Below are 13,958 nucleotides of genomic sequence, written 5' to 3' on the forward strand. Positions count from 1 at the left end.
TCCATGGACTTATGAGTTTTTTTGGGCGGCAGATGCAAACGCTGAAGGCGCTTTTGCAAGGGGTGTGCCCGGTCGGGCAAACGCTTTGAAATGTGGGGTTGGCGGCGGGAGGGAAAACGACAATGCACCATCAGTGACCGTATCGCGGCCGCTGGTGCAATACGGCGCTCCGCATTGGGGCGTGGATGTGGGCCAATTCAAGGTGAGATTTTCGACCGCCCGACTATGCTGACACTTCTGCCATTCTGAACAGGGGAAATCCGTTTGAATGATTCTGGCGCTGCGAGCAGTTTTCTTCTCGACGAGACGGCGGTTTTTGATGTGTTGCCTGGCATTGAACCGGCCGAGCATCCGAAATGGATGCATGTGACGCATTTGAGAGAAAGCAGGTATTCGCTGATTCTCACCGCTGGAGAGCACCTTCGAAGCAGCGAGTTGCAGGTATTTGCTGATTCAACCTTGCACGTTCGTTTTTCGGCGGCTCTACCCAGCATCAGTTCGGATGGGCTCACCTGCTCAGTTGTTTTTTTCGATGATCAAGCTCAAGCCGAATTTCAACTTGGAACGTTTCATGTTGGCGGAGGCTATACCGCGTCGGAATGGAGGACGGTGGATTTGGATCTGGCTTGGTTGGTGGGCAAGCGTGGCCGTCTCCTGGTGGCATGTGGGCCTGGGGCGAAGAACGATCCAACGGCAGATTGGCTGGCGATAGCTGACCTGTGCATAGCCAGAGAGTGGGAAATGAAAGCGCTTCTGGCGAAAACCCATCAACCCATGCGCATGAAAAACGAGATCGCACACTTCAGCAGCGTCTACCGGAATGAGTTCTATGCAAACGTCCAGGAGCGACAAAGTGAAGCTGCGATGGGCGTTGCGCGCACGGTTCGCCAACTCAATGGACCGGCTCATACGAAAGGGCCTGGTGCGCCGGCTGACATGGTCATTTTGGAGCCGTTTGAAGGAGAGGCCGCCTACTCTTATGCGACGCGCCTGCTGAGGGCGAACGTCCCGCAAATGCCGCCTGATTTTCAAGCGAGGCTACGCCGGAAAGTCACGGACCACGGGACGATAAAGGTCTTGTCAATCTGCAGTGGAGCCGCGCGGATAGAGGCCGGTTTGTCAGCGGCTGTTCCCGAAGGCGTGGAATGGTCGTTGCTGGATATCAATGAAGATCTGCTTCAAATCGCCGCAAAGCAGTTTCCGCCAGGGATCCAGCTCGATTTGATCGTGGCGGATGCGAATAACCTGGTGCCGACCGGTGAACAGTGGGATGTCATTATCTGTGTATCGGCATTGCATCATTTGGTAGAACTGGAAAAAGTCATGGGCTTTATCTCCCGTAGTTTGAAAAATGATGGGGAGTTCTGGAGTGTGGGAGAGGCGGTGGGACGTAATGGCAATCGCTTGTGGCCCGACGCAATAATTGCCGCTGACGCCGCATTCTCTACCTTGCCGGCGCGCTACCGACTCAATGCCGACACTCAGGTTGTCGATGCTGTCATTCCGGATAAGGACCATTCGATTGGGTGTTTCGAGGGGATTCGAAGCGAGGAAATCACCGCGCTCCTTGAGCGATGGCTGAAGCCGGTAGACGTTTACCGCACCAACTGCTTCCTCTGGCGGATGGTGAATCTTGCCTACAGCGGGAATTTCAATCTTGAACAAGCTGAAGACCGGGGGTTAGTGATTGAACTGGTGCGAGCGGAGCTCGAGCATTTTCGCAATGGAGGCCTTGGGACCGAGCTATTCGGCGTCTACAAAAAGAAGCATCTTTTCAGCGACGGCGCATCAGACCGATAAAGAACAGTCCGCCGATAGCGGCTGTAGCGACCCCAATCGGCAAGTCCTCGGGGGCGATCAACGTGCGGGCCGCCACGTCCACCCACACCAGGAACAGGCTGCCGAGCAGTACGCAAGCCGGCAGCAGCCGCCGATGCTCGGCGCCCACCAGGCGCCGGGCAATGTGCGGCACCATTAGCCCGACAAAACCAATCGATCCGCTGATGGACACCAGTACGCCGGTCATCAGCGACGCGATCAGGAAAATCCACAACCGCACCTTCGCCGCGTTCAAACCCAGGGTCACGGCGGTCTGTTCGCCAGCCATCAGCGCGTTCAACGGCCGGGCCATGCCCAGCAGCAGCACCAGCCCCAACCCCACACTGGCGGCCGGCACGGCCAGCAGTTCCCAACGGGCCAGGCCCAGGCCGCCGAGCATCCAGAACATCACCGCCGAACTGGCACGATGATCGCCGAGGAACAACAGCAGGTTAGCCGCCGCCATCATCACGAAGGACACTGCCACACCACACAGCAACAGCCGATCACTCTCCAGCCGGCCTTGGCGGGCAGCGATGGCCAACACCAGCAACATGCTCAGCAATGCGCCGATGAACGCGGCCAGCGGCAGGGTCAGCAGGCCAATGATTTCACCGACATGCAACACCACGATCACCGCCCCCAAGGTCGCACCGGAGGTGACACCCAACAGGTGCGGATCGGCCAGCGGGTTGCGCGTCACCGCTTGGAGTACCGCGCCGATCAGCGCCAGCCCGGCACCGACCAGGGCACCGAGCAGCAGGCGCGGGACGCGGATCAGCCAGACGATATGTTCCTGGCCGGGCGTCCAATAGACCTCGCCCACACCGAAGGCCTTGTGCAGCAGCAGGTCCCAGACCACGGCCACCGGCACCCGCGCCGGCCCAAAGCCCAGGGACACCAGGCACGACACCAGCAGCAGCGCGCCGAGGACCATCAGCAGGGCGGCGTAGCGACGATTATTCATTGGTCGTGGAAACCCCGTGCCAGGGTTTGCACCGCCAGCACGTTATCGATGCCCGGCGTGGCTTGCACATAGGGGATCACGATGAAGCGCCGGTGCTTGATGGCATCCACCGATTGCAGGGCCGGGTTATCCAGCAGGAATTGTTGCTTCTGCTCGGCGCTGACTTCGCCGTAGTCGACGATCACGATCACCTGCGGGTTGCGCTCCACCACGTTCTCCCAGTTCACCCGGGTCCAACTGGTTTCCACGTCATCGAGGATGTTGCGTCCGCCGGCGGCGTCAATCAACGCCTGGGGCATGCCGAGACGGCCGGAGGTCATGGCACGGTCTTCGCCGCTGTCGTACAGGAACACTCGCGGCCGCTGGGCGGGCAGGTGCTTGCGCGTTTCGGCCACCTGGGCCTGCATCGTCGCGATCAGCGCATTGGCGCGATCCTGCACATCGAAGATTTTCCCGAGGTTGCGCAGGTCGTTGTAGGTGTCCTCCAGGGAGGCCGCCGGGCGTTTCATCACGAAGGCGCAGGATTCGGTCAGTTCGTAGACGTTGATGCCCAGCGGTTGCAAGGTCTGCGGCGTCAGGTCGCCGCCCACGCGCATGCCGTAGTCCCAGCCCGCGAAGAAAAAATCGACGTTGGCATCGAGCAGGGTTTCCACCGAGGGATATTTGGCGGCCAGTTCCGGCAGGCCATCAAGGATCCTAGCCATCTCGGGCGTCACCGATTTCCAACCGCTGATACCGCTGTAGCCAACCATGCGCGGCTTGAGCCCCAGGGCGAGCATCATCTGCGTCATGTTGATGTCATGGCTGACCGCGTGGCGAGGTGCCTCGTTGAACACCACCTGGCGGTTGCAGCTCTGGATTGTCAACGGGTAGCGAGTAGCTTCGGCCAGGGCATGGACGCTGCCCAGCAGGAGGGGCAGCAACAGCAGGAAACGCAAGGTCATGGTTGGGTTATCCAGGTGATTCGTGGGTAGCCGGACAGCGGGTGCTCATCCACCAGGGCTTCGACGCCGAACACCTCGCGCAACAGCTCTGCCGTGAGGACGTCCTTGGGCGTGCCGCTGGCGACGATGCGCCCGTGTTCGATCACGTACAGGCGATCACAAAAGGCGGCGGCCAGGTTCAAATCGTGGAGGCTGGCGAGGGTGCCGATGCCCAGGCCCTTGATCAGTTGCAGCAGTTGCAATTGATAGCGCGGGTCGAGGTGGTTGGTCGGTTCGTCGAGGATCAGCAACTGCGGCTGCTGGGCCAAGGCACGGGCGAGGATCACCCGCTGTTTTTCCCCTCCCGACAGCGTGGCGAAAGCATGATCGCCAAAACCTTCGAGCCCTGCCGATGCCAATGCCTGGAGCACCAGCCGGCGGTCTTCGTGATTGTCGCTGTCGAACAGCCCTTTGTGGGGCGTGCGACCCATGGCGACCACTTCCTCCACCGTCAGGCCGAAGGCGTCGGGAAACTCTTGCAGCACCACCGCGATGCGTTGGGCACACCAGCGTGAGGACTGCTTCCAGAGGTTGTGATGTTCGAGTTTGACCTCGCCATGTTCTGGTCGGCTGAAGCGATAGGCGCAGCGCAACAGGCTGGTCTTGCCGCTGCCGTTGGGCCCGATCAACCCGACAAACTCCCCGGCCGCCACCTGCAGGGTGGCATCACGCAGCTGGAACTGGTGATGGCAGTGGCCATGGCCCAGGGGTGTCCAGGCGAGGTGGGAGAGGGTTAGGGAGGTCATGCGGTTACTCAAGTCATTGGCTCGACACCTCAGTCCCCTGTGGGAGCGAGCTTGCTCGCGATAGCGGTGTGTCAGTCGATAGAGATGTGACTGACCGACTGCAATCGCGAGCAAGCTCGCTCCCACAAGGGATGGTGTTCACCGTTTGGAAGGCGGGCACGATTGTAGAGGGTTCGCGCCACCTTCCGTTAACGCACTGTCTTCAGTTTGAAGATGAGGCAATCTCAGGCTGGCGATTCAACCGCGTGACGAGCCGGTCCAGCAACCACACCACCACCAGCGAAGCCCCCACCAACGGGAACACCAGCGCCAGGGCCAGCATGATGAACACCCCGGTTTTCCAGGTCGGCAGGTCGTGGCGCAGCGGCGGCACGCCGAATTTGCCCTGGGGCCGGCGCTTCCACCAGATCACCAGGCCACTCACGGCGCTGAGCAGGATCATCAGGCAAACCAGCAGCACGAGAATCTGGTTCAGCGGGCCGAACATCTTGCCTTCGTGCAGCATCACGCCGGTTTCGGTGGCGCGAGCCACGATGCCGTAATGCTCCCAGCGCACATCGGCCAGGACCTTGCCGGTGTATTGGTCCACGTGCAAGGTCGCGTCGTTGCGCGGGTCATCGGCGAACACGGCGATGGTGAACACGCCCGAGGCGGTCGTTGGGAACGTGATGCTGTAGCCGGGTTCGACCTTGCGCTCGGTGGCGATATCCTGCACCGCTTGCAGGCTGACGGTCGGGGCGGCGGGACCTTCGTGCATGCCACCGTGGGCCATGTGCTCGGCATGGTCGCCAGACATCGGCATCGGCGTGTTTTCCATGGCCCACGGCACGGTCTGGCGATGGGCGTTGTTGAGGCTGCCGGCCTCGACGTCGGACTTGGGCACGTCATTCCACATCGCCGCCGGGAAGCGGTTCCAGAGGTCTGCGTACTGCTTGCCCCAGAAACCGGTCCAGGTCATGCCGCTGAGCAGCATCACCAGCAGGAACGCCGCGCCCCAGAAACCGACGACAACGTGCACGTCACGCCAGAACACCCGACCGCGCGCGCTCCAGCGCGGCCACAGCACACCCGCCGACGATTGCCCACGCGGCCACCACAGGTAGAGGCCGGAGACCACCAGCACCACGCCCCAACCGGCGGCCATTTCCACCAGCCGGTCGCCGACGGTGCCGATCAGCAACTCGCCGTGGATCGCCCGGGCCATGGCTTGCAGGTTGCTCTTCGCGTCCTGCTCGCCGAGGACATCACCGTGGTACGGGTCGATGAACACATTCACCTCCCGGCCCTTGTCGATCACCACGAACTGCGCGCTGCGCTCGGCGCTGACCGGTGGCAGGTACTGTTTGACCTGGCCTTCGGGGTAGGCCTGGCGGACCTGCTTGAGCAGGTCGTCCGCCGCCAGGGTGTGATGCCCGGCCGGCACGTTCAGCAGGCTGCCGTACATCAGGGGATCGAGTTGCGGCTTGAACAGGTAAATGATCCCGGTCAGGGCCAGCATCACCATGAACGGCGCCACGAACAGCCCGGCATAGAAATGCCAGCGCCAGGCCAGGTTGTAGAAATTCGGTTTCGGTTGGCTCATTGCAAAGCGCTCCGCAGGGCAAATTGGGTTGTTATGTTGTGCGGTTGCCAGGCAACCGATAAGCAGGGAGCCTTAAACACAGACCCCGTGGCGAGGGAGCTTGCTCCCGCTGGACTGCGCAGCAGTCCCTGGCTTTTTGCGGTTGCTACGCAACCGAGCGGGAGCAAGCTCCCTCGCCACAAGGTCAGGTGTCAGGCTCTGCCTGTGTTGTCAGAAACTCATATCCACCTTCGTCCAAAGCGTGCGCCCCGGTTCGTTGACGGCCTGGGGATCGCTCGCCGGGTAGCCGAACCCGGCGTTGCCGGCCAGGTTCAAATGCTCGGCGTAGGCTTTGCCGAACAGGTTGTCGACGCCACTGCTGACCTTCCAATGCTGGTTGATGCGGTAGGCGCCGTTGAGGGAGAAGACCCCGAACCCCGAGCTTTTGCCGTAGTCCTTGCCCACCACGTTGCCCTTGTTTTCATCGACCCGGTGCTGCGCGGCCACCACCCGCCACAAGGCCCCGGCACTCCAGCGGTCTTCGCTGTAGGTCAGGCCCAGGCGTGCGTCCAGCGGCGGCATCTGCGCCAGGGCGCTGCCGTCGCTGCTGTTCTTGCCCCAGGCATAGGCCAGGGTGGCGTCGGCTTTCCAGCGCTCGGTGAGCTTGTAGGCCGCGCCCAGTTCACCGCCCATGATCCGTGCATCGATGTTCTCGGCCCGGGAAGTGGTGCCCATCATCCCCGGCGTGTAGTCGAACAGGATGTAGTCGCGGACTTGCCCGACATAACCCGATGCCCAGGCCTCGAGGGTGTCGGTCTTGTATTGCAGGCCGAAGTCGAGCTGAGTAGTTTTCTCCGGCTTGATCGCGTCGAAAGCATTCAGCGAACCGCTCGGGCCGGCGTTTGGCGAGAACAGCTCCCAGTAATCCGGGAACCGTTGCGCGTGACCGATGCCGGCGTAGAGGGTGGCAGGGCTGTCGTCCAAGTCGTGCTCGTAGCGGACGAAACCGCTGGGCAGCGTGTCGGCGCGGGTGTCATCGGCAGTAGGATTGGGACGGGCCGACATACCGGAACCGATGCTCTGGCGGTAATCCTTGGCCGAGGCGCGGTCGAGCCGGGCGCCGGTGATCACTCGGTCGCGGTCGGCGGCGTACCAGGTCAATTCGCCGAACGCCCCGTAATTGTGGAAGTCGGCGTCCTTGGTGTAAGGCAGGTCCTTGTAGGTGTCCACGCCCATGCTGCTGCGTTGGCGATGCTCGTTGGTCTGGGCGTCCAGGCCGCTGATCAATTGCACATCGGCCCAGCGCCAGGTGGCCTTGATGCGGGCGCCGAGGGTGCGGCGATCGACGTTGGAGGCCATGGGCCCGGCCATCATCCCGGTGCCGGACGGCGTGCGCAGCGTGTAGTTGTCCATCACGTGGTCGGCGTAGTTGTAGTAGACCTGGGCTTCGACTTTATCCAACACGTCACCGATGTTCGAACGCTCGAAACGCAGCCCGAGGCTTTCGCGCTTGAACTGCGAACCGTCCATGCCGCGCCCGGCGTAGCGCGCTTCACCGTCCCCCTTGCCGGCCGTCAGCTCCAGCAGGGTATCGGCGTCCGGCGTCCAGCCGAGGGCGACGTCGCCATTCCATTTGTCATAGCGCGACGGCACGGTGTCGTTATTGCCGTCGCGGTAATCGTCCGAATGGGCGGTGTTGCCGATCACCCGCACATAGCCCAGCGGCCCACCGGCGGCGGCATCCACCACCTTGTCGAAACGGCCGTTGGAGCCGGCCAGCACGCTGGCATTGACGCGGGTGCCCAGCTCGCCGAACTGCTCCGGCTCGCGCTCGAACAGCACGGTCCCGGCCGATGCGCCGGGGCCCCAGAGCACGGTTTGCGGGCCTTTGATGACGGTGAGCTTGTCGTAGGTTTCCGGCGAGATGTAGGACGTCGGCGCGTCCATCCGGCCCGGGCAAGCACCCAGCAGCATGCTGCCGTTGGTGAGGATGTTCAGCCGCGAACCGAACATGCCTCGCAGCACCGGGTCGCCATTGGTGCCGCCGTTGCGCACCAGGGCGAAGCCGGGAATGGTCTTGAGGTAATCGCCGCCATCGCTGGCCGGCACCGGTTGACGCGGGTCCTTGGGGTTGGTGACGACGGTCAGGGGCGAGCTGGGGGCGATGGCGGTGATGACCGTCGGGCTCAGTTCTTCGACCGGATGGTCGTGATGCTCGTGCTCATCGGCCAGCGCGAGTGGAGCGAGCAGCAGGCCGCACAGGGCGGCGATGGTGTGGCGCGAACGAACCCGTGGCTCGTTCAGGGGGCAGCGAACCTGGGCAGAGCCCAACGCGGTGCCAGCAGAAAACCTGGACATGATGATTCCATCGAACAGACGTAGACGACACGGTCGGGCAGCCTCGGGCTGTCTTGTATGACCGGTTGAGGTAAGTGTCGGGAGCTACGCTGCGAAGGGTGGTGCGCGGGTGCGGGCACCCGGGAAGAACGCCGACCGGGCATGGCCCAGGCGTGGGGAAGAACGGGGGTAGGTGTTGGTGTGGGGTGTGTCGAAGGCCGCGAAGGTGTGGCCGCCGGGCAGCGCGGGGCAATTGAACAGCAGGCTGCAATAACCGCACTTTTCCCACAACGCGTGGTGCTCGCTCTGGGGCGGGCAATGTTCGGCTGCCGGCGCTTCATGCGCCGTCATGTCCATGCCCATCTCCATGTCCATACTCATGGACACAGGCATGGACGAAGGCATGCGCTGATCCATCGGCATCGACTGGGAAACCAGCGGACCGATAAAGATCATCAGCATGGCGAACAAGCTGATCCAGCTGCCGCGGGTCAGGCTCATGGGCTGACGGCGGTGCGTGGACAGGCTGGCGCGACGAGGTTGCATGGGCGGCTACGTCTTACTGGCCGTGCTTATGCGTCTTGGTGCCGTCGGGTGCTTTTTTCTGCACCGCGACATCCACCGTGACATCCCCGGCTTTTTCGAAATGCAGGGTCATGGGGAAGCGTTTGCCGTCGCTGAGCAGGCTGCGGTCTTTCAGGTCCAGCAGCATTACGTGATACGCCATCGGCGCGAAGGTGACGGTCGCACCGGGGGCGATATTCACGACGGGCACTGGTTGCATTTTCATCAGGTCGTTTTGCATCACATGCTCATGAAGCTCGGCCTTGCCGGCGATGGGCGAGTCGACGCTGAGCAGTTTGTCCGCGGTCGTGCCACTGTTGTGGATGACGAAATACGCAGCCACGGTAGGCGCGTTGGGGGGCAACTCCTGGGACCACGGATGAGCGATCTCAAGCTCGCCCGCCTTGTATTGGTGAGCTTGGGCGAAGCCGACAGGAAGCAGCAGGGCGGCCAGCAGGATAAGTTTGTTCAACATGGCAAATCTCCGGAACGATTCAGGACGCAGGTGTGTGCGGAGGAATCAGGCCAGAGGCGAGGCGCGAGGGTTCAGGCTGGGCCATTGCTGGCGCGGGGTAGGGCTGTCGAGTTTCGAATGGATGGCGGCACGATGGGCCAGTTGAGCATCCAGATACAACTGCGGCGCATGCCCGGCAAGCGCCACCAATGGCGCCGGACCTGAGCAGCACCAGCAATGTTGCATGGTCGAATGATTGTCCTGTTGCGGCGCGCCCTGTTCGAACGTGCCCAGGGAAATCGCCACCATCTTCGTGCCGCTGGAGGAACAGAAACTGCCCCACAGCACTTGCTCGGCTGGCGAATTGGCGGTCGCACCCCCGCTGTTGGAAAGCGGCATGGCAAGCATGTTGAACAGCACTGCGAAGCAGGCGATCCAGGCAAATGCAAGCCGTTGTCGGGACATGGGGCAATCCGCTCGGTTGGGCGATCAGGTGGCGGTATTTAGCCTGATCGGGGGGCAGAAGTAAAAAGGCCACGTGCGGTGTAGGGTCGCAGGGCTGGGGTTAACAGTAGCAACAGATCTTCGAGTGAGTGCTTTTGTGGCGAGGGAGCTTGCTCCCGCTGGGCCGGGCTGGCGCTCCAGCGCGAAGCGGCCCTAAAACCGGACATTGCAGTGTTTCAGGAACATAGCGTTCATTTCCTTGGGGCCGCTGCGCAGCCCAGCGGGAGCAAGCTCCCTCGCCACGGCATTATTGATCATTTGATATCCAGTCGTTCCCGATCTGCGCCGGTATAAGCCTGTGCTATATCGTTTGCCCGGGCGATATCGTTGAGGGCCGCTCGGATCAAGACGCCGTCACCCTTATCTTCTTCCAGGCAAGCATCAAGATAAGCCAACTCTTCCTCTGCCGTTTGGAGATAGCTGGCAGCATCGAAACGTGTGAAGGCTTCATCCCGCAGAATTTGGGCGAACGCTGGATCGCTTTTGGCGCGTTCCGCAATCATATGTTTGTAGTTTCGTGTAAGAGCCATTTATTCACCTGTGGGACCAGAGAACATGCGTGGTTTTTGTGGCGAGGGAGCTTGCTCCCGCTGGGGCGCGGAGCGGCCCTAAAACCGGACATTGCGGTGTGTCGGGAATATTGCGTCCGCTTTTTTGGGGCTGCTGCGCAGCCCAGCGGGAGCAAGCTCCCTCGCCACAGGGCGGCGGCTGTGCGCAGGTTAGTCGACCGGGGAGTCCAGCATTACCGGCGCGCCGAAGGCGCCCTGCGCACAACCACCATCAAGTGCAGGGATGAAATACCTGACTGACGAAGCTTGTGAACCCGCTGAAAACCTCGGGCGACTAAACCCGATCACTGAAGGGCAGTGACGGGAATCAAGTTACCGAGGGCCTCCAAGGCGCACAAGCCGGCGGATTCTGGCGTAGTTCCGACAGGACAGGCTTGTAGGACGGTGCAGATTTCTGTCAGACCAACTGCCGCAGCCCCTGCAACACCTCATCCACCGTCCCAAACTCCCGATCCACCCCCGCCAGCACCGGCCGCTTCAACACCAACACCGGCACCCCCCGCTCCCGCGCCACCTCCAGCTTCGGTTCAGTCGCCGTGCTACCGCTGTTCTTGCTCACCAGCACATCGATCCGCCGTCGTTCGAACAGCTCACGCTCGCTCTCGATATGAAAAGGACCACGGGCCCCAATCACTTCGCAGCGCTCATTACCGGGGTAAACCTCCAGCGCCCGCAGGGTCCAGAATTGCTCTGGCGGAATTTCATGCAGGTGTTGCAGCGGCTCGCGCCCGAGGGTGAACAGGGGCCGGTGGAAGGGTTGCAGGGCCTGGATCAGTTCGCACCAGTCGGCCACTTCGCGCCAGTCATCGCCGGCCTGGGGTTGCCAGGCCGGGCGGCGCAGGGCCCAGCAGGGGATGGCGCAGGCACGGGCTGCGTGGGCGGCGTTGTGGCTGATCTGGGCGGCGTAGGGGTGGGTGGCGTCCAGCAGCAGGTCGATGCCCTCGGCGCGGATGAAGTGCGCCAGCCCTTCGGCGCCGCCGTAGCCGCCGACGCGCACCTGGCAGGTCAGGTCAGTGGGAACGCGGCCGATGCCGGCCAGGCTGTAGATGTGCTGGGGGCCGAGGGTGCGAGCGATGGCCAGGGCTTCGGTGATGCCACCGAGCAGCAGGATGCGTTTCATTTCAAGGCTCTTCATGACAAGGCTCCCGCATGGCCGACGATCCCACCCTGGCGGTCGATGGCGAAGACTTCGACCTGGACCTGGGCCGGTACCACGCTACGGGCGAAGGCCAGCGCGTGTTCGCACACCGCGTCACCGAGGGCGATGCCGGCGGCGCTGGCCATCGCCAGGGCCTGTTGGCTGGTGTTGGCTTCTCGAATGCCTTGCTGCAACACCTCATCGGCACCGATGGCAGCCGCCCATTCGGCCAGTTGCGGCAGGTCGATGCTCGAATGACGGCTGTGCAGGTCCATGTGGCCGGCGGCGAGTTTGCTGATCTTGCCGAAACCGCCGCAGAGGCTGAGTTTTTCCACCGGCACCTTGCGCACATGCTTGAGCACGGCGCCGACGAAGTCGCCCATTTCGATCAGGGCGATTTCCGGCAGGTTGTAGACCCGGCGCATGGTGTCTTCGCTGGCATTGCCGGTGCAGGCGGCGATGTGCAGGTAGCCGTTGGTTTTCGCCACGTCGATGCCCTGGTGGATCGAGGCAATGTAGGCCGCGCAAGAGAACGGCCGGACGATGCCGCTGGTGCCAAGGATCGACAGGCCGCCGAGGATGCCCAATCGCGGGTTCATGGTTTTCAACGCCAGGGCTTCGCCGCCCTCGACATTGACCGTGACTTCGAAACCGCCGGCATAACCGCATTCTTCGGCCAAGCGACCCAGGTGATCGTTGATCATTTTGCGTGGCACCGGATTGATCGCTGGCTCACCGACGCCCAGCACCAAACCGGGGCGCGTCACCGTGCCCACGCCGCGACCGGCGATGAAACGCACGCCGGGTTCGGTGATCAAGCGCACCTGGGTAAACAGCAGGGCGCCGTGGGTCACGTCCGGGTCGTCGCCGGCGTCCTTGATCGTCCCGGCCTCGGCACCTTGGTCGGTCAACCGGCAGAACTCCAGGCGCATCTGCACCTGCTTACCCTTGGGCAGCACGATCTCCACCGCGTCGGCTTCGGTGCCGCGCAGCAGCAAGCGGGCCGCCGCCAGGCTGGTAGCGGTGGCGCAACTGCCGGTGGTCAGGCCGCTGCGCAGGGGGGCGGGTTGTTCGGCGGTTTCGTCACGCATCGAGAGGTTTCGTCAGGTCCAGCAAGGTGATCGGCAAGGCCTGGCGCCAGGTGTCGAACTTGCCCAAGGGCTGGGCCTGGGCGATGTGGATGCGGGTCAGTTCACCGCCGTGACGTTCGCGCCAGTGCATCAAGGTCATTTCGCTTTGCAGGGTCACGGCATTGGCGACCAGCCGACCGCCGGGCTTGAGTTGGGCCCAGCAGGCGTCGAGCACGCCTTCGCGGGTGACGCCGCCACCGATGAACACCGCGTCCGGACGTTCGAGGTTTTCCAGCGCCTGCGGGGCGCTGCCGCGAATCAGTTGCAGGCCCGGCACGCCGAGGGTGTCGCGGTTGCGTTCGATCAAGCCTTGGCGGCCTTCGTCGGCTTCGATAGCCAAGGCGCGGCAGCTGGGGTGGGAGCGCATCCATTCGATGCCGATGGAGCCGCTGCCGGCACCGACATCCCAGAGCAGCTCACCAGGTGTTGGGGCGAGACGGGCGAGGGTAATAGCGCGAACGTCGCGTTTGGTCAACTGGCCGTCATGCTCGAACGCGGTGTCCTGCAAGCCGGCCAGGCGTGACAGGCGCGGTGTTGATGGTTCGGCCCGGCATTCGATGGCGATCAGGTTCAGGTCGGCGACGGTGGCGTCGGACCACTGTGTCGCAGTGCTTTCGATCCGTCGTTCTGCCGTGCCGCCCAAGTGTTCCAGCACCGTCATGGCGCTTGGGCCGAATCCCCGCTCGCGCAGCAAGCTCGCCACGGCGGCGGGGCTGTGGCGATCGTTGCTCAGCAGCAGCAGCCTGACGCCTGTGGATAAATGCCCATTGAGCGCCGCCAGGGGCCGCGCCACCAGCGACAGCGTGACCACTTCCTGCAATGGCCAGCCCATGCGCGCCGCGGCCAGTGAACAGGAGGAGGGCGCGGGGATGACCAGCATCTGGTCGCTCGGTACCTGTTTCGCCAGGCTGGCGCCCACGCCATAGAACATCGGATCGCCGCTGGCCAGCACGCACACCGGCTCGCCCTGCCGAGCGAGCAGCGGTTCCAGGGAAAACGGGCTGGGCCACAGCTCCCGCTCGCCGCGGATACACAGGGGTAACAGTTCCAACTGGCGAGGGCTGCCCAGGATCCGCGATGCTCGCAGCAAGGCATGGCGAGCCGTCCGGCCCAGGCCCTTGAAGCCGTCTTCACCGATGCCCACTACGGTCAGCCAGGGGGTCATCTCTGTTCCTCGAATAGTTGGG

13 protein-coding genes are annotated in these 13,958 nt (G+C 63.0%); 1 reads left to right on the top strand and 12 read right to left on the bottom strand.

Annotated features, from left to right (window positions below; translation table 11 throughout):
• The first annotated feature begins 264 nt into the window (after window positions 1-264).
• Complete coding sequence (locus tag ACLH0I_RS04165; RefSeq protein WP_411386378.1) at window positions 265-1,800, top strand: class I SAM-dependent methyltransferase; 1,536 nt, start codon at window positions 265-267, stop codon at window positions 1,798-1,800.
• Here the strand turns inward: ACLH0I_RS04165 and ACLH0I_RS04170 are convergent.
• The 12 genes from ACLH0I_RS04170 to cbiE all read right to left on the bottom strand — a co-directional run bounded on the left by ACLH0I_RS04170 (window position 1,775) and on the right by cbiE (window position 13,936).
• Complete coding sequence (locus tag ACLH0I_RS04170) at window positions 1,775-2,785, bottom strand: FecCD family ABC transporter permease (RefSeq protein WP_411386379.1); 1,011 nt, start codon at window positions 2,783-2,785, stop codon at window positions 1,775-1,777. The genes ACLH0I_RS04165 and ACLH0I_RS04170 overlap by 26 nt on opposite strands.
• Window positions 2,782-3,729: an ABC transporter substrate-binding protein gene (locus ACLH0I_RS04175; RefSeq protein WP_411386380.1), complete on the bottom strand. Its 948-nt coding sequence runs from the start codon at window positions 3,727-3,729 to the stop codon at window positions 2,782-2,784. Before ACLH0I_RS04175 ends, ACLH0I_RS04170 begins: the two co-directional genes overlap by 4 nt.
• On the bottom strand, window positions 3,726-4,514 hold the full coding sequence (locus tag ACLH0I_RS04180) for an ABC transporter ATP-binding protein (RefSeq protein ID WP_250964086.1): 789 nt from the start codon (window positions 4,512-4,514) through the stop codon (window positions 3,726-3,728). The genes ACLH0I_RS04175 and ACLH0I_RS04180 overlap by 4 nt, the downstream gene beginning before the upstream one ends.
• A gap of 202 nt (window positions 4,515-4,716) precedes the next feature.
• Window positions 4,717-6,096, bottom strand: a complete 1,380-nt coding sequence (locus ACLH0I_RS04185; RefSeq protein ID WP_411386381.1) for a PepSY-associated TM helix domain-containing protein — start codon at window positions 6,094-6,096, stop codon at window positions 4,717-4,719.
• 210 nt (window positions 6,097-6,306) lie between these two features.
• Window positions 6,307-8,433, bottom strand: coding sequence for a TonB-dependent copper receptor (locus ACLH0I_RS04190; RefSeq protein ID WP_411386382.1), 2,127 nt, complete (start codon window positions 8,431-8,433; stop codon window positions 6,307-6,309).
• 84 nt (window positions 8,434-8,517) lie between these two features.
• Window positions 8,518-8,913, bottom strand: coding sequence for a DUF2946 domain-containing protein (locus ACLH0I_RS04195; protein WP_250964121.1), 396 nt, complete (start codon window positions 8,911-8,913; stop codon window positions 8,518-8,520).
• Between the two features lie 58 nt (window positions 8,914-8,971).
• Window positions 8,972-9,451 carry a copper chaperone PCu(A)C gene (locus ACLH0I_RS04200; protein ID WP_411386383.1) on the bottom strand — a complete coding sequence of 160 codons (480 nt, stop codon included), beginning with the start codon at window positions 9,449-9,451 and terminating at the stop codon, window positions 8,972-8,974.
• A 45-nt stretch (window positions 9,452-9,496) separates the two neighbouring features.
• Window positions 9,497-9,895, bottom strand: a complete 399-nt coding sequence (locus tag ACLH0I_RS04205) for a DUF2946 domain-containing protein (RefSeq protein WP_411386384.1) — start codon at window positions 9,893-9,895, stop codon at window positions 9,497-9,499.
• 293 nt (window positions 9,896-10,188) lie between these two features.
• Window positions 10,189-10,464: a DNA-binding protein gene (locus ACLH0I_RS04210; protein WP_411386385.1), complete on the bottom strand. Its 276-nt coding sequence runs from the start codon at window positions 10,462-10,464 to the stop codon at window positions 10,189-10,191.
• 436 nt (window positions 10,465-10,900) lie between these two features.
• Window positions 10,901-11,623 (bottom strand): cobalt-precorrin-6A reductase, encoded by a 723-nt coding sequence (locus ACLH0I_RS04215; RefSeq protein WP_411387458.1) that lies wholly within the window; start codon window positions 11,621-11,623, stop codon window positions 10,901-10,903.
• Window positions 11,624-11,634: 11 nt separating this feature from the next.
• Window positions 11,635-12,732 (bottom strand): cobalt-precorrin-5B (C(1))-methyltransferase, encoded by a 1,098-nt coding sequence (locus ACLH0I_RS04220; protein ID WP_411386386.1) that lies wholly within the window; start codon window positions 12,730-12,732, stop codon window positions 11,635-11,637.
• Window positions 12,725-13,936 carry a precorrin-6y C5,15-methyltransferase (decarboxylating) subunit CbiE gene (gene cbiE / locus ACLH0I_RS04225; protein WP_411386387.1) on the bottom strand — a complete coding sequence of 404 codons (1,212 nt, stop codon included), beginning with the start codon at window positions 13,934-13,936 and terminating at the stop codon, window positions 12,725-12,727. Before cbiE ends, ACLH0I_RS04220 begins: the two co-directional genes overlap by 8 nt.
• Window positions 13,937-13,958 lie beyond the last annotated feature (22 nt).

Origin of the sequence: Pseudomonas sp. MPB03, assembly GCF_046605385.1 — a bacterium.
GTDB classification, from domain to species: domain Bacteria; phylum Pseudomonadota; class Gammaproteobacteria; order Pseudomonadales; family Pseudomonadaceae; genus Aquipseudomonas; species Aquipseudomonas zanjanensis.